This window comes from Mesorhizobium sp. LSJC269B00 (assembly GCF_000502815.1).
GTDB lineage: Bacteria > Pseudomonadota > Alphaproteobacteria > Rhizobiales > Rhizobiaceae > Mesorhizobium.
The window spans coordinates 1-19,875 of record NZ_AYVN01000027.1 but is presented as its reverse complement, the minus strand read 5'-3'; the positions used below and the strand labels follow the sequence as shown (position 1 = coordinate 19,875).

The following is a 19,875-nucleotide window of genomic DNA, read 5'->3' as shown; positions in this document are numbered from 1 at the left end:
CGTCGATGCAACGCGCCAGACGCTCGGCCACCCGCAACCGCTTTTCCACCTCGGCCAAGGCCAGAACGCCGCTGTTGGACGACAGCATGCCGCCGTCGAAACGGGCGACGACGGAGGCCGCCGACTGATGACAAACCGCTCAGCGGCAGCGCAAGATCGTTCATGGCGGGTGTGGTCTCCGGGAAATTTCGGATCGGCTTAAGCAACCAAATCCTACGTCATTTCAACGGGCTTGCGCCACATCCACCAACCCACATGAATTTTTCAGGCTGGCAGAGAGGGTGCTTGCGGTGCACTCACTGACACGAGATCGCAAATGGAGGCGCGTGACCACCAGAACTGGCGACACCCAAGGTGGTCCGCTGGACCCGCAGGAGGAACCACAAGGTGTCAGCGGGCAGAGCGCAAGCGAGTCCCTACTTCGATCTTTCTAGAAGCGCGCCGGCAGCCTGGGCGGGGGGCTTGGGGGTCAGACTGCCGGCGCACGCCACTCACGAAGAGCGGCCCCTTTTCCTGGTTCGAACGCCCATAGTCAACCCGGAAACGTCAGGATGCCCGCCATGTTACTTTCAGAGCGGCGCGACTTCGCCATGGTGGACGATTCAGCCTAGGAGTAGCCACTCTCGTAGGCCGAGTTGATGCTCAAGCCAGCATCGCCTTGCCGAACTAGGAAGAGTTCGCCGTTAGTCCTTCGTCGCGAGCCGATGCCGTCGTGCACGTTTCGTAGCACTCCGGGCGGCTATATCGCTTTGTTGTTCGGCGAGCTGCGCCAGAAGGCATCGCATCAATCGAATCAAGCGTCGACATCAGCCGCAAGCTTCACATCACAACAGCTAGTCCACCCATTGCAGATCATCCGACTGTTCAGGCGGCGTCCGAAATGTCCAACTCCGACTCAAGAATTCCCACAGGTATGGAAAGCGATTTCGCTATCCGATCCCGATAGCCCTTGCTGTACCTCAGACCTCGCTCGATGTTTTGGATTTCCTCAGCGGCCAGCCCGCACGCGACGGCCAGGTCGTCGATCGAATATCCAAGGTGCTCGCGATAAGCGCGGACGATGTGGGTTCCCTGGGACATAGCCGTCAAGACTGGTTCGGGAATGCGCGAATCCTTCATAAACATCTCCAAGAACTGGGAGCTCCCTCAGAGATTCCTCCCGAGGCGCACACCTAGCAAATAAAAAAAATGGTCGTCCATTCGGCCGAACCGGCCTCATGCATGGGATGGGCCGCTGAATTGGCCGGGCCGGAATATGGCGGCTCACCTGCTTCTGATCAAGTATCAAGACTGCCCGTGCTGAGAGCCTGGTCGGCGTAGCGCATGCGACCTGCGATCCTTCGTGGACCATTCTCGCCGATGGCTTTCTTGAACAGCAACTCGAACTTTCGGCACGGACACTGCTTCCTTCGGCAATCTCCACCGGCGAGGCAGCGAAGGACCCGCTCGTAACCGCTACCGAGTTTCACAATTGCAGCAAACAATGGTCATCTGGTTTCATCCGGGCTTCGGATCCAGACAAGGGGTACCGCTTTCCTGGAGGCGCATCGCCACCTGTACAGGTTCACAATCATTCGACCGTGACCGATTTTGCGAGATTGCGCGGCTGGTCTACATCCGTCCCCATGAAGAGCGCCGTGTGGTAGGCTAGAAGCTGTATCGGGAGCGAGAAGATCATTGGCGCGATAATCTCGTCGACAACCGGCAGCACGAGCGTGTGCATGGTTTCGAGTTTCGATACGGCTGCCCCTTTTTCATCGGTGATGAGGATAATCCGCCCTCCACGGGCAGCCACTTCCTGCATGTTGGAAACGGTCTTGTCGAAAAGACGGTCATGGGGCGCGATGACGATCACTGGCATGTTCTCGTCTATCAAGGCGATCGGCCCGTGCTTCAATTCACCCGCTGCATAGCCCTCGGCATGGATGTAGGAAATCTCCTTGAGCTTCAGCGCACCTTCCATCGCTAGCGGGAAGCTGGTGCCACGGCCGAGATACAGGACGTCACGACACTTTGACAGTTCGCGCGACAAGAACTCGATTTCCGGCTGGATGCACTCGAGTACGTGGCCCATCACGCGCGGCAATTCGGCGAGGCTCCTGACGAGCGCCTGCAGCTCGTCTTCGGGGACGGTCCCGCGGGCTCTGGCCGCGCCGATGGCGAGTGCTGCTAGAACGGCAAGCTGGCAGGTAAAAGCCTTGGTAGAGGCGACGCCGATCTCCGGTCCGGCAAGGATCGGGAAAACCGTATCGGCCTCCCGAGCGATGGTCGATTCGCAGGCATTGACGATAGCGCCAATTTTCAGCCCACGCTCCTTGCAGTACCTCAATGACGCAAGCGTATCGGCGGTTTCGCCGGACTGCGAGATGAAAAGAGCCGCCGACTGCGGCGGCAACGGGATCTCGCGGTAACGGAATTCGGACGCAACGTCGATTTCAACCGTCAGGCGCGCATAGCGCTCGAACCAGTATTTTCCGATCAGTCCGGCGAAATAGGCGGTCCCGCAGGCAGAGATCGCCAAGCTCGGGACCTTGGCGAAATCAATGCCAGGAACCATGTCGCGACTGTCTATGATGTTAATGTAATGACGGAGAGCATGGGCGATGACCTCGGGCTGCTCGTAAATCTCCTTCTCCATGAAGTGGCGATGGTTGCCCTTGTTGGCCAGATCGGCCGCGGCCGTGGAGATATGGCGCGGACGCTCGACGGGACGGCCGTCGACATCGAAGATATGGGCGCCCGAATTGCCGACAACGGCCCAGTCGCCGTCGATGAGATAGGTAATTTCATTGGTGAAGGGAGCAAGGGCGATCGCGTCGGAGCCCAGGAACATCTCGCCGTCGCCGTGACCGATCGCGAGCGGTGGTCCGTTGCGCGCCGCCGTGATGGTCGACGGTTCATCTTCGAAGAGGATGGCAAGCGCATAAGCGCCCTTGACGCGTTTCAGCATGGCACGCGTGGCCTCTTGCGGCCTCATGCCCTCTCGGCGGTATCTTGCCAAGAGATGCCCAACGACCTCGGTGTCGGTGTCGGTCTGGAACTCGGCGCCATCCGCCGCCAATTCGTCCTTCAGCTCGGTGAAATTCTCGATGATGCCGTTATGGACTACGGCGACACCGTCGCTAAAGTGCGGGTGCGCATTGCGTTCGGTCGAGGCCCCGTGGGTTGCCCAACGCGTGTGGCCGATGCCGACGTTGCCGCTCAGCGGCTCTTCCTTCAGTCGCGCCTGGAGATTGACGAGCTTGCCCTCGGCGCGCCGGCGGTGCAAGGCACCCTCGATGATCGTCGCAACGCCGGCGGAATCATAGCCGCGATATTCCAAACCCTTCAACGCGCCGATCAACCGATCCGACACCGGCTGTTGCCCAACGATGCCAACAATCCCGCACATGTTCGTCTCCGCATCTTTGCGGGCAGCACCAGCCCACGCGAGACGGATACCCGTCCGGCCGCTTTAAGTGGCGGCCTTGTAGTAGAATTCCATAATATTGGTAAAATTGATTGTTGTGATAACTACCATCCACCCGATGGATAGGTCGGCCGCTGTGGAGCCACGACCCAAACTTCTATTCGCGCCTGACGCTCTTATGAGGATCGCAAACTCACACCCGCGGCAGGATCACGGCCTCGGAAAGGCCAGGAGGCCTTAGACGGTGGACGGACGACGGGCCTGCGACCCCTTGTCAGGCAGTCGGCATCTAGGAGCATGGTGCCGCCGACTTGGGCATCGGCGATGGTCTGTCTTGGCGACAGCCTGAGTTCGCTTCAGGACCGTCGTCGTCTCGCGCGGCTGCCGGTGTCAGTTGACGATAACAAATGTCCGCCGGGGGCGAGCGCCTCGCGCACGGCACGTGCCAGCCGCGGTCGGTCCGGGACGCCGTCGAGGCGTTGGCCGTGAAGACTCGACGGGGCGTGACACCAGAGTAGCGAGTTCGTAGCGCGTAGCCGGCGACGAATTCGCAATTGGTCGCGCCGGCGCCGGTCAGCCGGCGCTGCGCGGCCTCCAGTTGGTCGGCGTAGTGCGACGACATGGCGGGCGATCGTGGCGATCGGCACAGCCGCCCCGCAACAGAGGTCGACCACCTCCATGCCCGGCTTCAGCCCGGTTGTCGCAAGCGCCATCTTCGCTGCGGTCGCGCTTGTCATGCTGCTCTTTCCTGGCCTTTGCAAGAACACGAACCTCGGCTTCGGTCGGAATGGCAATGTGGCGAAGGGCGACCCGATCTGCGTCAAGCTCATCGCCAAGGAAGAGGCGAATGATGGGCAGCCCCACTACCGCCTGATCACCACCGGCGGCCGCCGATGTTCCCAGCATTCGCGTTCCAAAGTCGGTATGTCGTGCTCCTCGCTGGCATAGCCGAGGCAGAAATAGCCGATCAGCGTCCATTCGGGCGGCGTGTCGAGAATTTCGGCCATCTCGGTCGCATCGAGGATCGACACCCAGCCCATGCCGATGCCCTCCGCCCGCGCCGCCACCCACAGTGTGTGCACTGCCATGACGGCCGAATAGTCGATGGTCGCCGCCATGGTCATGCGACCGAGCCCATGGCCTTGCCGGGTCGTGCGGTCGGCGAAGACCGCGAACTGACAGGGCGCCTCGTCGAGCCCGGCAAGCTTCAGCCGGGCATAGAGTGCGGCGCGCTCTCCCGAAAAGCGCGTGAGCGCCTCGGCATTGCAGCGCTCGAAGCAGTCTCTCACGGCAGTGCGCCGCTTGAGGCTGTCGACGACTACGAAGCGCCAGGGCTGGCTGAGGCCAACGGAGGGCGCAGTGCTGGCGAGCTCGAGCAGGCGTTCCAGCGTACCCTCCGGCAGAGCCGTCGGCTCGAAGCGCCGCACATCCCTGCGCCAGCGCAGCAGCGTGATCAGCCCGGAGCGAAAATCGTCGGTGAAATCTGGAGGTGACGGCATGGCGGTCTCGTTAGGTATGTATTGGACACTAGGGAGTACAGTGTGGACAGCCTACTGCCCATTGCCAAGCTGGCTTGTTGCGTCCGACAATCGCGTCATGCGGCCCCAACCGCAAACGATAGAAAAATGTTTCCTGGTGGGCGGCGCTATTACGATGCAATCGACCAAGCCCGTTTCGATCAGCTCGCACGGCGGTGAATCGCGTACCAGGCCGTTGATAGATGCGCCATTGACACTCAGGCGCACCCGTATCGCTCACCAGGCCTCGGAATGCGGAGAACGTCGGCCTGGAACGCGGAGACTGCGACAGGCGTCTCAGCTTGCATATACTCGTCCTGCCGCACCGCCTGCAACTCAGTTTGCTTCCGACCACGTCGGCCTCGACGTCCCCGAAGATTCCCCAGGTCATTCGGCCGATACCATCGTCTGACATCATAGCGCCGCAGCGGACAGCACCAGCTGCCCAGTTTCATTTGGGGCATCGCTGAGCTTCCAGTCGCCACCGCAATTTCGTCTTCCACCAGCGTCAGGCCTGACCCAAATTGCAGCTCATCCCTCTCACAGTCAATTCGCGCTTGAATTATCTGTTCTACTTTCGTTCACTGTTCGGACGACACATTAGAAAGAGCTGGAATGGAATCTATCATCAGCCCCTCGATAGCCGCCAAAGGTGGCCGCTGTTCAAGCCCGCCGAAAAGATTGGATGCCGTTCACAAGGAGAGAGCATCAGTGGGACCATGCCGGCACCATGGATGGGCTGGTGCCGTCATGAAGTTGGAGGGCGACTTGCCTCCTCTAGCCGTTTTCGCAACCTATTCCGTCGCCGTCTCGGTCAAGATCATAGATATCGGTGCCTACGACAGAGACCGGCCCGTGTACGTATGCGGGACCATTGCCCTTTCCGGAGGAACAGTCGACATCGCTGGCGATTGGAACACAGGCGCCTGTGTAGTTAGGGTCGCAGGATTCTTGGCCATGAGCGCTGCTGATGAAGGACGCCAGACCCAGAGCGACCGCGCCTAGACGATGAAACCGCATCAAACACCCGCCAGCTAACACCCAAGAAATCTTAGCGGGCGTTTTAGCTCCATGCAATATTAGCGCTGGCTTGGGCGCCTATATATCACCACCAAGCTCCAAAGAGATAAGTTATTGCCCCACTGCAATGATCAAGATCGCGTTGAGGGCGCACGATGGCGGGCTACTTGATTTCGGTTTGGCAGATGCGTGGCCAAAGACCGACGCGTGCTGCCAGGCATATGCATCTTCGGCGGGGTTTGACTTTTGATATTGCTAGGCAGGAAGGTCGCTAGCCGTACAGACCAGCTTATTACCGAGGTCGAGAATCCTAGTACCGATCGCTGGTAGTGCATCCACAGCAGTCTGATTTGACAGCCGTCGTCGAGCCGGAGTTCGCATCGCCCTCTGCGGTGAGGCCTCCGTAAGCGTCTGCGACGACCGACAGAGTCGACAAGCACGCGCTTCGTTCAGCGCCCCGAGGTGATCATGGCTGAAAGCGGCCCTACAAGGGCGGCCGATAGTAGCCTTCAAGGCCTACAAGAGGCAAACGCTGTGGAATCGTGTGCAGGGCGAGGTCGGCGGCCCGGTCCCGAAGGAGCATAAGAAGAACAAGGCCGAATGGCTGAAGCCGGGACTGGTCCGCCGGTCACGAGGTCGGAGGGCGAAGAGAAGCTGCGCCTCGCGAGGCTACGGATTTCTGGGAGGATAACCAAAGAGCGCGGCCAGTCTTAGGTATATTGTACGATTGTTACCCAAGCGGCGGCCGCATGGACTCTCATCATCTTGGAACTACATTGCCAGAATGGCACAGCTCTTTGAATCCGCCCCAATGAGCGCTTCATTTCAGATGATCGTGGACCACTATGAGACAGCGGTTTCACTCCAGGAGCGCATTGTAACTCGCGCTCGACAAGTCGGCTTGGCGACCAAAAGCGATGACGAATTTCTGGAGCATCTGAATGCCGCGTTAGAGCGGGTGCGCCAAAGCTTGGCTCGGGCCGATTAACGTAATTGATTAAAAAATGGGACAACCGCGGTCGGCAGGCATACAGTGTGCCATCGACGGCAACTCTAAGGGCGTCCGTCGGCTGTGAGCGATCAACATGCTTCCGCCCCAATAGGGAGAGGNGAGCGCTTCATTTCAGATGATCGTGGACCACTATGAGACAGCGGTTTCACTCCAGGAGCGCATTGTGACTCGCGCTCGACAAGTCGGCTTGTCAACGAAAAGCGATGACGAATTCCTGGAGTATCTGAATGCCGTCTTAGCGCGGGCGCGCCAAAGCTTGGCTCGCGCTGATCAACGCAGTTGTTAATAAATGGGACATCCGCGGCCCGCAGGCATACAGTGTGCTATCGACGGCAACTCTAAGGGCGTCCGTCGGCTGTGAGCGATCAACATGCTTCCGCCCCAATAGGGAGAGGGAGCTATGACAGACTCCAGTTCACGAACTCACACTGCCGCGCAATGCGACACCCGCCAAAATTCCATCTATCGCAATTCGCTGCTGCTTCGAATGTGCTCGGCAGATTTGGCCTTGCTGCAACCTCATTTGGAAAGCGTCTCCCTTGGACTGAAGACGCATCTCGAAGTGGCGGGGTCTCCAATCAGAACCGTGTACTTCTTCGAGAGCGGTCTCGGGTCAGTGGTGGGCGAACTGCGGCCTGGTATTGAAGCTGAGATCGGAATCATAGGTTGTGAGGGTATGACCGGCTCAGCGCTTATCATGGGCGATGACCGGTCAACGCACGATTGTTACGTCCAATTAGAGGCCCGAGCCTTTGTTATCGACGCGGGCCTCTTCACCAAGGCGCTTTTGACAAGCCCAACCCTGCGAAGTTTTCTGCTCCGCTACGTTCACTACTTTCACCTCCAGGCAAGCTTCAAGATCGGAAGAGCACACNAGCGCTTATCATGGGCGATGACCGGTCAACGCACGATTGTTACGTCCAATTAGAGGCCCGAGCCTTTGTTATCGATGCGGGCCTCTTCACCAAGGCGCTTTTGACAAGCCCAACCCTGCGAAGTTTTCTGCTCCGCTACGTTCACTACTTTCACCTCCAGGCAAGCTTCACCGCGCTCAGCAATGCCCGGATGAACATCGTCGACAGGCTCTCAAGATGGCTGGTGATGTGCGATGATCGCGTCGACGGGAACAGCTTTGCGATTACGCACGAGTTCTTGTCAGTTATGCTCGGTGTCAGGCGGCCCGGCGTCACCATAGCGCTGCAAACCTTGGAGGGCCAAGGTCTGATACGCTCAATGCGAGGAGAGGTAGTCATTCTTGACCGAGCGCGTCTGATTGCGCTGGCTGATGGGTCATATGGCAGGGCTGAAGCCGAATACGCTCGGCTAGTCGGCAAACTGCATTGACCCCAGACGCCGCGCCCGTGGCACTATCCTGAGTGCCCCTGCAACGGAGCCCGCCGGCTGAGCCACGGTGTTTTTGCGTCAGGCGGGAACATTCCCGCTCTGAGGCTGTTTGGCCACAGCTGGCTCGTTCTTCAGCGGTCCGTGCCGGTGACCAAGATGTCCTCTCCACTCGTCATGGTCGGCCCGCGCAGCCTCCGAAGCAGGCGCGGGCCATCCCTGCAGCGTCGCCAGACGTCAGCGGGCTTTTTATCATTCGCCGTTTATCATGGAAGATTTGCAAGTTCGCGCCTGCGACGTTGCGCCATTGGATCAACACGTCCATGGGACGATCATCAGGCCTCCGCTCGAAAAGCCGGGTATAGAACTCCTCCGCTTTGTCCATCCTTGGCGAGCACGGCGTAAATTCCTTGGATTTGCATTCAAAAATTGATTCCACCCATAATGAACAAAGGGCGGGTCCCGTTCCAAAATGGGGTGTTTGCGGCAACCTGCTTTGTACGTTTCCGGCTCTTGCCTTTTTCGGAAAGTGACCCACAGAATAGCTGGTGAGGTTCTATCTCTCTGGGAGGATGGGATGGACGTTCAAGCACCTGTTCGGCCTGTGCAGCAAACGGCCAAGGAGCTGGTCCGCGAGGTCCTGTTGGGTTCTCAACCGGGCAATATAATTTCCCTGAAGGCGACCATTGCAGCGGTGCGCGAGCGCGGCCATGATCTTCGTGAGACTGACTGCCAGTTGGTCGGAATGATCGTCAATTCAGCCTCCGTTTGGGGACTGTTCATCGCCTTTGACGTTCGAGAGGCTTGATGCCCCACCGCTGGTTCAACCCTCCGGTTTATGTGAAGACTGAGCGCCCGGGGCTTCGCCTTGGTGTCAACCGAGTTGATGCCGCCGCGGAGGAGCTTCTAAAGTGGTCCAATCGTGGCCCCAAGTGGCGGCTGGCGGCTGAGGCTTGCCTATCTGCGATGGATGGCAAAATGCCGGGTAACGACTTCCGGCTGCTGTTCGAAGCCGCAGCCGATGAAGAGGAGATGCTACTGCCGGATTAACAACGCTATACGGACGGGACCATGCGCGTCTGTTCGCGTTGGCGGTCGGCGAATTAACTTGAATAATCTGACGCAAACGGCTGTGGCCATTGCTCTGTTTTGACCTTTTGTGTTACCTATTGTGCTTCGTTCCCGAGCTTCCTTTTCGATCCCTTGAAGAATACCGGAAAGAACGGGTTCGCGATGTCCGACACCAGAACAATAAGCGAATCGGAACGACCCCGGCGAAAATCAATTGCTTGTCGATTGAACTGAAATCCGATCGACCTTACAGCCTCGTTCACGCGGGTTCGGGTATCCTCCCTCACGTCGCCTGTACGCTCGAATTTCTGCTTTTGGGATCCGCTGGGGCCAGCTCAAAGACCGACGAGGCGCTTAGCCGACTGGCGGCTCATCACGAGAGCGGTCCGGCAGCTTTAGGAGTAGTAGATTTGCAATATGGGTGCCAACTATTCGTCCCAATTGGGACAGGCTGCGGCCGGCAAGCTGCGCCTAGGTCTCACAAAAGGCTCAGGCGTTGGCATCGGAAAAGAGGCGGCTGCTAATTCTGAATGACCGATATGAGGCGCATGCGGTCCGGCAGTATATGGAACGAGAGCAGAAGGTCTGCTTCTGGTGCAAACCAGCGGAAAGGTGCCATTCCGCTGGTGGCGCGATCTTGGCCGCAACGACGTTGGTTGCCGCTGCCTGAAAGCAGACACGGTGGTACCGCGTTGGCAGCTTTGGCGCCTCAAAGCGATATTGAGGCTCAGGACGGTTTTAATCTCACCTCGACCAATCAGCTTGGAAAAGCGGCGATAGTCCGGATGCTCGTACCGCCAGCGGCCGGCGGAGATCGCAGGATGCACGCCAGCTTCCTGCGCCGCCTCCAACACCTCCTCCGTGCTGTTGTCCTTGTCGGTGCAAACGAGCCAGCCTCCGCTTCTATGGTTTCCGAACGAACTAAAATGATCTTGAGAAAACCATTATCAAATGCGCGTCCCGAAATGGGGGCGAAGGCGATGCGAGCGCATCGGAGCGGAAGTTCTATGCCGGCGACCCTCCGCGGAAGTCGGTGCGAAACTCCTGCCACAGCCCGCAACCGGAACATCACATGTGCTGGTGCATTGCTAGTGAACGCCAATTCGACTGGGGCGCAAAATGCATCGCGCGATCACAAATGCATGGGCAATGGTGCGAGAAGCCGTCGTTGGGTTCGTCAACGACAATGCTCTCAGCCATGGCGCGGCAATCGCTTTTTATGCCACAACATCGTTGGCGCCAATTCTGCTCATCGTGGTTGCAATTGCGGGTCTCGCATTCGGTCACGAGGCAGCNGCCACAACATCGTTGGCGCCAATTCTGCTCATCGTGGTTGCAATTGCGGGTCTCGCATTCGGTCACGAGGCAGCGCAAGCGGCATTGTCCGCCCAAATCACAGGGATGATGGGTACAGAAAGCGCAAATATCCTGCAAACCGCACTGAAGAGCGCATCCGAAAAGCCATCCGGCGGCACTTGGCCGGCGGTGATTGGCATCATCACCTTGCTTGTGAGCGCTTCCGGGGTCTTCGGCGAAATACAGCAGTCTTTGAACATGATATGGAAGGTCGAAGCGCAGGGAAGTTCGTTGTCGCGCCTGGTGCGCGCACGTGCGGTAAGTCTGGGACTGGTCACCGCACTTGGCTTCATGTTGCTCGTCTCTCTAGTCGCGAGCGCGGCGATTTCGGCCCTAGGCAACCTCATCAACGCACAGNCTTGGCTTCATGTTGCTCGTCTCTCTAGTCGCGAGCGCGGCGATTTCGGCCCTAGGCAACCTCATCAACGCACAGTTGCCGTTCGGGACACTTGTCCTGGGCGTTATCAACGCGGTCGTTTCTTTTGTCCTCCTCGCAGCTATTTTCGCTGCCATCTTCAAGATCTTGCCTGATCGAACCCTGGAATGGCGGGATGTCTGGATTGGCGCTGTTGTGACTGCTGCCCTGTTCACGCTCGGGAAATCGCTTATCGGTTGGTATATAGGCTCCAGCGCGGTCGCGGCCTCATATGGGNGCTGCCCTGTTCACGCTCGGGAAATCGCTTATCGGTTGGTATATAGGCTCCAGCGCGGTCGCGGCCTCATATGGGGCCGCCGGTGGGCTGCTCGTCATCCTGTTGTGGGCTTACTACTCGGCGGAAATTTTTCTTTTTGGTGCGGAAATCACTCGCGCCTATTCCATTCGACACGGCAGCAGGTCCGATCAGGAAGCTGTGCTTCACAATGGTTGACCTGCAAGAGATGCCACTATCGCCGGCTGATCCCCGGTCCTGATCGCGTACTCTGATCAGGTCTAGGCTCGCCGGGATCGAGGTGGTTGGGGTCTTCGCCCGGCGAGCTGTCCACCTGCACGGAAAGTACTGGCCGTGGGTTTGCCCATCAGCCGTGACTTATGCAATATCGGTGCGGTTAAGCCCACAAGCATGCCCAACTGCACCGGCCATTCCCTACGGCTGCGTATGGTCTTCGCGCTCGGCAATTTTTTCCAAGAGCTTCCGTGAAGCCTCTAGGACACGGCGCGTCTCTTGGATGGTCGATTGTAGGGATTCAAGTTCTCTCTCCGCCCATCGCTGGCTACGGCGGGCGCCTTCGACGAACTGGTAGTCAGATTCCCATTTGTCTTTCATGCCTCTCAACGAGCGAGCCGGGGAACTCGTTCTAGTATACTCAAGGCCGATTGCCCGCTGGCTCACGCTGGCGGGCTTTTTTGCGTCAGTCGGGAACATCCTCACCCTGAGGCTGTTCGGTCACACCCGGCTCGTTCTTAAGCGGTCCTGCCGGTGACCAAGATCGCCCCTCACTCATCATGGTCGGCCCGCGCTCGGAAGCAAGCGCGGGCCATCCCTGAACAAGTCCGGGGCAACCGGCCAGGCAATTGCAGCATCGATGGTGGCCGCCGGCCGCCTTGACCGAACTTGCGGGCCAATTCCTCCTAGGTTGACGACGAAATATCGGTAGCAATTTCTACAATTTTCAATTTGGCTGGAAACCCTTTCTACCCGCAAGCGTTGAATTAGCACGGCTGCATTCAAGCAGTTGCATTCGGAGGAATTTTGATGAATTCGAAAATGCTCATTCTCGGCGCGACATTTGCCCTTATGACCGGATCGGCCTTTGCCGGCAGTTCCACTGGCACGTCTGCGCTCGACGATCCTGCAAAAATGTCTCCTTTCTTCACGGACAGCAGCATGAAGACCATGAAGTCTGAGGCCGAAGCGAAAACCGCTTGGTCGGCTATGTCTCAGGAGGATAAGGACGCTGTGATGAAGGACTGCGCTGACGCAGATATTGCGAAGGCCCATGAGAACTTCTGCAAAGCTGCGATGATGATGGGCAAATAGGCCCAGCACCTAGCTTAATATAATACGCGCCCGCTGGCCCGGCCGGCGGGCGTTTTCGTTTGCCCTCGGAACCTGGTCAATTCGCACAGTTGCTCCCCTGCGATGGCGCGGGCCGCCTCGAATCTGAAATTCTGTCAATCGCCCGACGCGGCTGCTGCCCTCCCTGCCGCGAGCCGGAATGCATAACGATTGCGGATGTGGCTGTTAAAATAGACGCCCTTGGCAAAGGCAGCTTTGAACGCGGCAAAGGCCTCAGCAGGTACGTCCAAAAACTCGTAATGCTTCCCGCTCGCTACAAACCAAACCGAGAGAACCCTGGTGCTGGGGTCATAGTCGAACTTGCGTATCGAGGTCGACGGCATGGTATGCCATTCAAAAACTCAGCCAGCCGAGTTGGATCGTCAGCTACAGGCTGAAACAGTATTCGAAGACGTGCCCGCGCTTCTCGTCGGCAACCCTGATCCAGATGGGCTCGGTGGTGCGCAGAGTGATGTCGCGCTCCGTCGCTTCCCGCGCCGCCCTGATCGGCGTTGTCGCGTGCACGATGTGGGTAGCCGTCACGGTATCGCCATCCATTTCCTCAACGTGGTATTTCGGCACTTGTGTTCCTAAGCGTCTAGTTCGAGAGGCTGATCGTGATCCGGATCGGCATGATAAGCGACCTGGCGAAAATCGCGCATATCGATCTGTTGCCCGCAAACAGGGCAAGGGAGGAAATGCGCGAGTTCGCTCGCGGGCGGGCCTTCATGTCGGTGNTGCGAAATACTCGACTTCATAATCCTCATCGGCCGAGACCTGGTCCCCATCGCGAAAGTCCCGCTTGCTCTTGTCGTCGGCCATATCGATTCCTCCTTCGCTCATCCCGCAACGCCGAGTTGACGTGTTTGTTGCACCCAAGAGGCTGATTTCCGGTTTCGGAACTATTTTAGCTCAATCTTATTGAATCGCCGGAGGGCGGATCAGTGCATGCGTTTGAAGTTCATCGAGCCGTTGATGCCGACCCTTGTGGAGAACCCTCCCGAGGGTGAAGGCTGGACCCACGAGGTCAAGTTCGACGGCTACCGATCGCAGATGATCATCGATGAAGACGGCACACGCATTTATACGCGCAACGGCCACGACTGGACGGCGAAATATCGCGACCTGGTGAGAGAGGCCAAGCGCCTTGGTGCCGAAAGCGCCATTGTCGACGGCGAGATAGTCGTTCTGAACGACAAGGGCCTTTCGGACTTCGCAGCGCTGCGCAAAGCCATTACCCGCCGGCAGCACGACTTGTATTTTGTTGCCTTTGATCTGCTTCATCTTAACGGCCACGATCTGCGCGATATGGCGCTAGAGGAGCGGCGCGAGATCCTGGCCGGCATGATCGAGCCCGGCGGGCGTATTCAGTTCAGCGAGCCCTTGCCGGGGGAAGCCAAGGCCATCTTTCACTTGCTCGACAAGGCCGGACTTGAAGGCATGGTGTCGAAGCGGAAGGACAGCAAATACCGAAGCGGTCCGTCGACCAACTGGCTGAAGGCCAAGTGCTATGCGATTGACGAGTTCGATCTGCTCGGCGTCGAGCGTGAAGCGGGCAAGCCGGCTTTCGCTCTGATGGCTGAGCGCGGCACCGGGCGCTATGTCGGCAGCGCATTCGTCACCTTGAACCGGGAAATGCGCGAGAGGCTATGGAAACGCGTCCAGGAGCACCCAGGCACGGCGCCCAAGGGCGTCATGAAGCGGCCTGCGACGCAATGGGTCAAGCCGGGCTGATCGGCCGCGTGAAGCACTTGCGTGTGGAGGATGACCTGCGGCATGCATCGCTGCAGGACTTCCGCGAGGAGAACAAATAGCAGCTCCACAACTGGCCATCGCTTTTGCGAGAGGCGCGCATCCCAACGCCGCAAAGGCCGAGCTGAACGCGATACCGCAGGAACTCGCCTCACGCTGATCAACGGTTAACACGGCTAAGGACGCCTAACACTGTCATTGCAAAGAATAGGAAAGGAGTTTTTAGACATTCATTCATCTATCCGTGCTTTCTAATGAGCTATGTCTTTCAGCACCTTCACCCGGATATTGGAGGATGTCGTGGATGATAATTGATGCCGCCAGCGGAGGTTTCCGCATGGCACATCTTACCGCCGACTACGCCTATCTGATCGCGTTCCCGTTTTTCGATCAATACCCAATCAATCACTCAACGACTGTCACCGTCCCGCTGGTTGCGAGCAAAATCCCGCCGGCCTTGGTTTGGAAAAGGGGCCATCCTGGATGCGAATTATGACAAAGATTTTTGAGATCCTGGTGGGAAGCATGGCGATTGGAGCCGTTCTCGCAAATCTTTGCATGCCGGCGAACGCCGCAGTTGGCGACGACGGAACCACTGCCCCCACTGGCACGAGCGGTGCCACTGTCGGAACCGAGTCCCCCGACCATCCGACCAATACGGATCTGCCTCGCATTGTCGACGCTATGTCGAGCGCCGAAATCACTCGGTTCAAGAAGCGCTGCATCGACGTGATCGAGAGCCGGGGCGTTTATGATCGTGACCTGCGCCAGCTCTGCCTGCTGATCTGGCGCCACTAACCAAACCGTTCGCAAGTGCCGGAGCTGTCGACATGACACTCTCCAGTTCCGACAGTAGAGGCCCGCCCACCGAAAGGTTGGCGGGCTTTTAGCTAGCGGCCCTTACCCTACGGTTGGGTAAGTGTTTCCGCCCGATTATCCGCGCCCTAAAAGCGCATCCCCTCGATGCCATCTTCACGCACTTCCCAATCATCCCCACCGTCTAAGTCCGAATGCTTGGCCCTGAAGGTTTCAAGATAGTCGACTATCTGAGGGTCGTTCGGGTCGAACGCTTGCCAATGTGGATCATCATCGACGTTGGCCAGATCGAGAAACTCGGTGATGTCCACCCCGCCATTGAGGGCGGCGACGCCAGAGTTCAAGCCGATGTATCTCAGGTTGAAGTCAAAGCGAAAATCGGGTGACCGGAAGAACTTGGCCCTGTCGCAGTCCGGGAAAGGCCGGGCTCGGAAGTGGTCCATCAAGCGCTGCTTTTCAGCGATGCCTTCAGTAACTGAAATCATGTATGTTTCCGGCCGTGACAGACTTTCGTTGATCCGGCCGGCCGGCTTCCTCATGGCGCCCCAGAGGTGAGGCAAGCCAATTGCAGAGAAGAAATCCTGACCGATCGATTCGCCGGGCCAAAATTTAGGGTTGTATGGTCGAACGACAACACGATCAGGTCCGAGCGCCTCAACAAACGGTCGCAGGATTTCGTAGAAATCAAGTTGATATTCCGCGACTTCGATGGGGCCCGTCAGGTAGTCTTTGACGCATTGCGCATACACGCTCTCAAGCAAGTGATCGAAGCGCCGCAAATAGAACACCACCTTCACCTCGGCGCCAATATCCAACAGACCCTGAAAAAAAGATGGATGAGTGCTGGCTCGCGAAAATTCCTCGCCTGACATCAGCAACGTCTCGCAATCGGAATCGAGTGCGAAGAACGCGCCAACGTTCTGCTCAAACGATTTGCTGTCGTCGTAACCGATTGCGGCTATGCTGTGCTGCGGCCCGAACGCTTCATTGGCCGGGTCGTGGGGGTCGGGGTAATGGATCGAGTTCCCCGCCAACAGATCCCGATTGGAGGCCAGGCTCGCCTGAAGATAAGAGCTTCCAGTCTTGTGAATTCCGCAATGCAAAATAAACTTCTTATAGCGCCTCAATGGCCGCCACTCCCGTTCACTCCTGATTGTTTATCAGGCGCCACTGCGTGCGCTCGGGACCATACCATGGACCGCAGTTGGTGGCATTACCCCGAATGCATACGGCAGGGCAGATGACGGACGCTAGTCCGCGGCGACATTGCGCCGGTGCTTCCAATCGAACGAAACGCCGGCCGGGGCCAGGCGGTAAGTGCTCTCGCCGGAGGTGGATCAGACAGTATGAGCGGCATTGATCTGATCTCCAATCTCGCAGCGACCATGGCTCCGGTCATGGAGCAGATGGGCGTTATCGCAGCTTCAGAACTCGGTCCCGAAACGCTGCAAGATCGAATTCGCGCCGAGGCTTATGCAAGCGGAAGCGTGGTGGTCGGCCGATATGAGGTGGGCTGCGTGGTCACGACGAATGTAGGCACCACGGTCATGCGCCCGCGCTCCCCTCGTCCAGCCCGCTCGAGCTGAAATTGACTGCTCAACGATGGAGGCGGAGAAGGCGCACTAGAGCGGTCCGACCGCTACAGCGATAGCGCCATCAAGACAGCGCTGCTACGTCAGAGCAGCAGGTGAATTGTCACAAGCTCGATGATCAGCAAAACGGCGCACACCGTGCCCGCAAGGGCATAGCCTCTCCAATAGGCACGGATATCCTGATCGGTTTGGAATGCTTCTAGCCAGAGCCCGTCGGGGAAGACGCCAAGGCAAATTGGGATAGGCATCGCGGCTGGCACGATTGTATCAGGTGCTAAAGCATCTCTGCCCAACATGCAGGCGGCTCTCTGACCGCGAAGAACGCATATTAGCCTGCGCTAACTAATGGCGAAAGCCCTTCATCGAAATATCGCCGGCCTGTCCTGATTGTCTCTTTGGTTCTTTCAAACTGGGCAATGGCGTGTCGCCGCAGGAGAGCGGGACAAAGAACAACATCGTCTAGCCCCCTTGACCTGCCAAGAGGCATCTGAACAGGAAAAGGTGACGAAAAGCGCCAGGCGGCGCCGCAAGGCGAAGCTGTGTACGATCTGGAGCTCGCTACCGATCAGGTCATAGCTGGCTCCGGCGCCCCCCAGACCATCTGGCCGCTGGCGAAAATATGCGATCCTGCTAAACTTATCCCGTGTGAACACACATGAATGGGGGCTTTGTGCCGGTATCATATGACCTCATTGGCAAGACAGCCGTCGTAACCGGCGGAGCAAAGAGTATCGGCAAGGCAATCGTAGAGCGCCTTGTAGCGTCGGGTGCTTCAGTGCACGTGTGGGATCGAGATCAGATCGAACTGAAGGGTGTGGTGTCTACGAAGGTCGATATTACCAGCCGCGATCAGGTAACCCATGCGATCAACATGATCGTCGATCGTGGCCTGCGTATAGACGTTCTGGTTAACAACGCCGGTTATCTAGGAACCCTTCACCCGTTTGACCAACACGAACCTGCAGACTGGCGAAGCATCATCGAAACCAATCTGATCGGCACGATGCAAGTGACGCAGTTGGTTTTGCCCCACATGCGAAAATGGGGTGTTGGCCGCATTGTCAATATGGGCTCTTTGGCGGGCAAGGAAGGACTTGCCAACCTTGCCGCCTATTCAGCCTCCAGCGCAGGTATCGTAGTCTTCACAAAGGCGCTTGGGCGTGAGGTTGCCAATACAAACATACGCGTGAACTGCGTCGCTCCTGGGCCAATCGATACTGACATGATCCGAAACCTCGGGGTCGCAGCTGTCGAGACAATGATCGCCGATAGTCCAATGAACCGGCTCGGCCGGGTCGAAGAAGTTGCCCACATGGTGGCCTGGCTGTGCTCGGACGCCAGCAACTTCAATACCGGCGCGGTATTCGACATGTCGGGTGGGCGGGCGCGTTACTAAGCGCCGACTGTCTCGGTGCTTTCAGGTGGCCCGGCGTCACCGTGGACCAAATACTCCCACCCCTAAACGGCGACCTATGTGATCCCCTCATGGCAACTCTGCGGTACGAGGTAAGGCGGGAACCGGATGGGACGTGGACGGTGTTCGACGTGTTCACCGGGCAGCCGGCTATTATGGTGGGCCACCCTTCTGTCGACCTTCCCGACATGGAGTATGCTGAAGAGCTGGCAGCCATCCTGAATGCCAACAACCTGAAGCATAGGCTATATCACGGGAGGTCCCCGAAGGTTCGCCTGACCGAGGTGGCATGACAAGTTAGCCATTCAACCAGCCTTCGTACTGCCCATCCAGGATGGCTCGTCCGATTCCGAGCAAGCATTAGTTATTGAACTACCGACTACGACGGTCTTAAATCGACTTCCCATTGCGTTTCGTAGGGAGGATGTGATGGGCAAGGTGGTGCCAATTCGCAGGGCCACGCCTTGCGTGGAAGTAGTCGGAGCCAGTGGCGAATGGGTAGGGTCGTCCGCATCATAGAGACCGACCAGGAAATTACACGCTCATTCGGCCTGAATCGTTTGCGCTGTCCTTCGCAGAAAGCCAGCGGATACGCCTGCATCTCGACAAAAAGCTCTGGGTGAACGGTGCTAAATCCCCGAGCCGTCCAGTTGCTGGCTGTCTTGCCTCCCCAGGGCGCCGGCATGGAGGCTCGGTTTCGGCAGTAACGTCGAGACGATGCGCTCGACGAGCCTGAAGGTCGATCGTGAAAAATCGGACGCTCAAAGCTCCTGCCTCGGGCCGCGTTCTCGCCGCTCAATGATCGTCGAACTGCCTGCGTAGGTGATCAGGTGAAACCAGACCTATTCCTCGCCCGTCACGCCTCTCTTTCAGCCGTGCGACGACTACATGCTGGCCGCTTTCTGAGGATTTTCACCGCGAAGCTGACGGTCCGCTTGCGGCCCCATCTCAGTCATACCGATCACAGGCAGGGCGTGAAGCGCGCGTCGCATTGCGAGTAGGGAAGGTAGTGTGCTGAGAGTTCTGCAATTCGCTGAGAGAGGGCGGTCATGGCAGGCTGGTGATGTTCAACGTCACCGATTCCCTGGAAGGAACGCCNGAAGTGATCCGTGCGGTAATGCAGGAGGTTCTCGAGGCCGAGATGGAGGAGGCGCTGGGTGCTTCGAAGGGCGAACGCACGCCTGAGCGCCTTGGCTATCGCTCGGGTTACTACGGCCGCACCCTGGTCACCCGGGTGGGCAAGCTTGAGCTGCGGGTTCCACAGGACCGGGCGGGTCACTTCTCCACCGAGCTGTTCGAGCGCTACCAGCGTTCGGAGCGGGCCTTGGTGGCAACGCTTGCGGAGATGTATGTCCAGGGCGTGTCGACCCGCAAGGTCAAGGCGATCACGGAAGAGCTGTGCGGTCATGCCTTCTCGGCTTCGTCGATCTCGGCCATCAACAAGCGCTTGGACGAGAGCCTGAAGGCGTTTGCCGAACGACCTCAGGAGCCGTTTCCTTACCTCATCCTCGATGCGCGCTACGAGAAGGTGCGTGAAGCCGGTGTTGTCATGAGCCAGGCGGTGCTGATCGCGGTCGG

18 protein-coding genes and 4 pseudogenes are annotated in these 19,875 nt (G+C 58.2%); 14 read left to right on the top strand and 8 right to left on the bottom strand.

Annotated features, from left to right (window positions below; translation table 11 throughout):
• The 4 genes and pseudogenes from X771_RS1000000168560 to bluB all read right to left on the bottom strand — a co-directional run.
• Window positions 1-164, bottom strand: a pseudogene (locus X771_RS1000000168560) (IS1380 family transposase); the annotation flags it as partial.
• A gap of 700 nt (window positions 165-864) precedes the next feature.
• Entirely contained in the window at window positions 865-1,119 is a 255-nt protein-coding gene (locus X771_RS136155; RefSeq protein ID WP_031197535.1) for a helix-turn-helix transcriptional regulator, read from the bottom strand.
• 451 nt (window positions 1,120-1,570) lie between these two features.
• Window positions 1,571-3,391, bottom strand: coding sequence for a glutamine--fructose-6-phosphate transaminase (isomerizing) (gene glmS / locus X771_RS136160; protein WP_031203410.1), 1,821 nt, complete (start codon window positions 3,389-3,391; stop codon window positions 1,571-1,573).
• Window positions 3,392-4,272: 881 nt separating this feature from the next.
• Window positions 4,273-4,908, bottom strand: a complete 636-nt coding sequence (gene bluB, locus X771_RS136165; RefSeq protein ID WP_023690605.1) for a 5,6-dimethylbenzimidazole synthase — start codon at window positions 4,906-4,908, stop codon at window positions 4,273-4,275.
• A 2,935-nt stretch (window positions 4,909-7,843) separates the two neighbouring features.
• Here bluB and X771_RS136180 point away from each other — a divergent pair.
• The 7 genes and pseudogenes from X771_RS136180 to X771_RS136200 all read left to right on the top strand — a co-directional run bounded on the left by X771_RS136180 (window position 7,844) and on the right by X771_RS136200 (window position 12,705).
• Window positions 7,844-8,302 carry a Crp/Fnr family transcriptional regulator gene (locus tag X771_RS136180; RefSeq protein ID WP_023690601.1) on the top strand — a complete coding sequence of 153 codons (459 nt, stop codon included), beginning with the start codon at window positions 7,844-7,846 and terminating at the stop codon, window positions 8,300-8,302.
• A 574-nt stretch (window positions 8,303-8,876) separates the two neighbouring features.
• Window positions 8,877-9,107 (top strand): hypothetical protein, encoded by a 231-nt coding sequence (locus tag X771_RS136185; RefSeq protein WP_023690600.1) that lies wholly within the window; start codon window positions 8,877-8,879, stop codon window positions 9,105-9,107.
• Window positions 9,107-9,349, top strand: coding sequence for a DUF982 domain-containing protein (locus X771_RS136190; protein ID WP_023669677.1), 243 nt, complete (start codon window positions 9,107-9,109; stop codon window positions 9,347-9,349). The genes X771_RS136185 and X771_RS136190 overlap by 1 nt, the downstream gene beginning before the upstream one ends.
• A 1,140-nt stretch (window positions 9,350-10,489) precedes the next feature.
• A pseudogene (locus X771_RS1000000169610) lies at window positions 10,490-11,017 on the top strand (YhjD/YihY/BrkB family envelope integrity protein); the annotation flags it as partial.
• Between the two features lie 76 nt (window positions 11,018-11,093).
• Window positions 11,094-11,318 (top strand): annotated as a pseudogene (locus X771_RS1000000169605) (YhjD/YihY/BrkB family envelope integrity protein); the annotation flags it as partial.
• Between the two features lie 55 nt (window positions 11,319-11,373).
• Entirely contained in the window at window positions 11,374-11,595 is a 222-nt protein-coding gene (locus tag X771_RS1000000169600) for a YhjD/YihY/BrkB family envelope integrity protein (RefSeq protein ID WP_023690598.1), read from the top strand.
• An 825-nt stretch (window positions 11,596-12,420) separates the two neighbouring features.
• Entirely contained in the window at window positions 12,421-12,705 is a 285-nt protein-coding gene (locus X771_RS136200; RefSeq protein ID WP_023673895.1) for a hypothetical protein, read from the top strand.
• A 134-nt stretch (window positions 12,706-12,839) separates the two neighbouring features.
• On the opposite strand, the gene X771_RS136205 is transcribed toward X771_RS136200, so the two are convergent.
• Complete coding sequence (locus X771_RS136205) at window positions 12,840-13,067, bottom strand: KTSC domain-containing protein (RefSeq protein WP_023690596.1); 228 nt, start codon at window positions 13,065-13,067, stop codon at window positions 12,840-12,842.
• 43 nt (window positions 13,068-13,110) lie between these two features.
• Entirely contained in the window at window positions 13,111-13,305 is a 195-nt protein-coding gene (locus tag X771_RS1000000168555) for a hypothetical protein (protein WP_156936064.1), read from the bottom strand.
• A 366-nt stretch (window positions 13,306-13,671) separates the two neighbouring features.
• On the opposite strand from X771_RS1000000168555, the pseudogene X771_RS00490 reads away from it, so the two are divergent.
• From X771_RS00490 to X771_RS136215, 3 genes and pseudogenes are all read left to right on the top strand, one after another.
• Window positions 13,672-14,537, top strand: a pseudogene (locus tag X771_RS00490) (ATP-dependent DNA ligase).
• Window positions 14,538-14,812: 275 nt separating this feature from the next.
• A complete protein-coding gene (locus tag X771_RS136210; protein ID WP_155929886.1) occupies window positions 14,813-14,971 on the top strand; it encodes a hypothetical protein in 159 nt (52 codons plus the stop codon).
• Window positions 14,968-15,273, top strand: coding sequence for a hypothetical protein (locus tag X771_RS136215; RefSeq protein ID WP_023673877.1), 306 nt, complete (start codon window positions 14,968-14,970; stop codon window positions 15,271-15,273). The genes X771_RS136210 and X771_RS136215 overlap by 4 nt, the downstream gene beginning before the upstream one ends.
• A 146-nt stretch (window positions 15,274-15,419) precedes the next feature.
• Here X771_RS136215 and X771_RS136220 read toward each other — a convergent pair whose 3' ends face one another.
• Window positions 15,420-16,418, bottom strand: a complete 999-nt coding sequence (locus X771_RS136220; RefSeq protein WP_023690590.1) for a hypothetical protein — start codon at window positions 16,416-16,418, stop codon at window positions 15,420-15,422.
• A gap of 219 nt (window positions 16,419-16,637) precedes the next feature.
• Here X771_RS136220 and X771_RS0135510 point away from each other — a divergent pair, with 219 nt between their 5' ends.
• Complete coding sequence (locus X771_RS0135510; protein WP_023695015.1) at window positions 16,638-16,877, top strand: hypothetical protein; 240 nt, start codon at window positions 16,638-16,640, stop codon at window positions 16,875-16,877.
• Window positions 16,878-16,966: 89 nt separating this feature from the next.
• Here the strand turns inward: X771_RS0135510 and X771_RS1000000168545 are convergent, their stop codons facing one another.
• Window positions 16,967-17,179, bottom strand: coding sequence for a hypothetical protein (locus X771_RS1000000168545; RefSeq protein WP_023695016.1), 213 nt, complete (start codon window positions 17,177-17,179; stop codon window positions 16,967-16,969).
• Window positions 17,180-17,538: 359 nt separating this feature from the next.
• Here X771_RS1000000168545 and X771_RS136225 point away from each other — a divergent pair, with 359 nt between their 5' ends.
• From X771_RS136225 to X771_RS136235, 3 genes are all read left to right on the top strand, one after another.
• Window positions 17,539-18,279: an SDR family NAD(P)-dependent oxidoreductase gene (locus X771_RS136225; protein ID WP_023673881.1), complete on the top strand. Its 741-nt coding sequence runs from the start codon at window positions 17,539-17,541 to the stop codon at window positions 18,277-18,279.
• Between the two features lie 140 nt (window positions 18,280-18,419).
• A complete protein-coding gene (locus X771_RS136230) occupies window positions 18,420-18,590 on the top strand; it encodes a hypothetical protein (RefSeq protein ID WP_245262835.1) in 171 nt (56 codons plus the stop codon).
• 770 nt (window positions 18,591-19,360) lie between these two features.
• Window positions 19,361-19,875, top strand: a 515-nt coding sequence (locus tag X771_RS136235) for an IS256 family transposase (RefSeq protein ID WP_023690588.1), incomplete at its 3' end; no start/stop codon positions are given.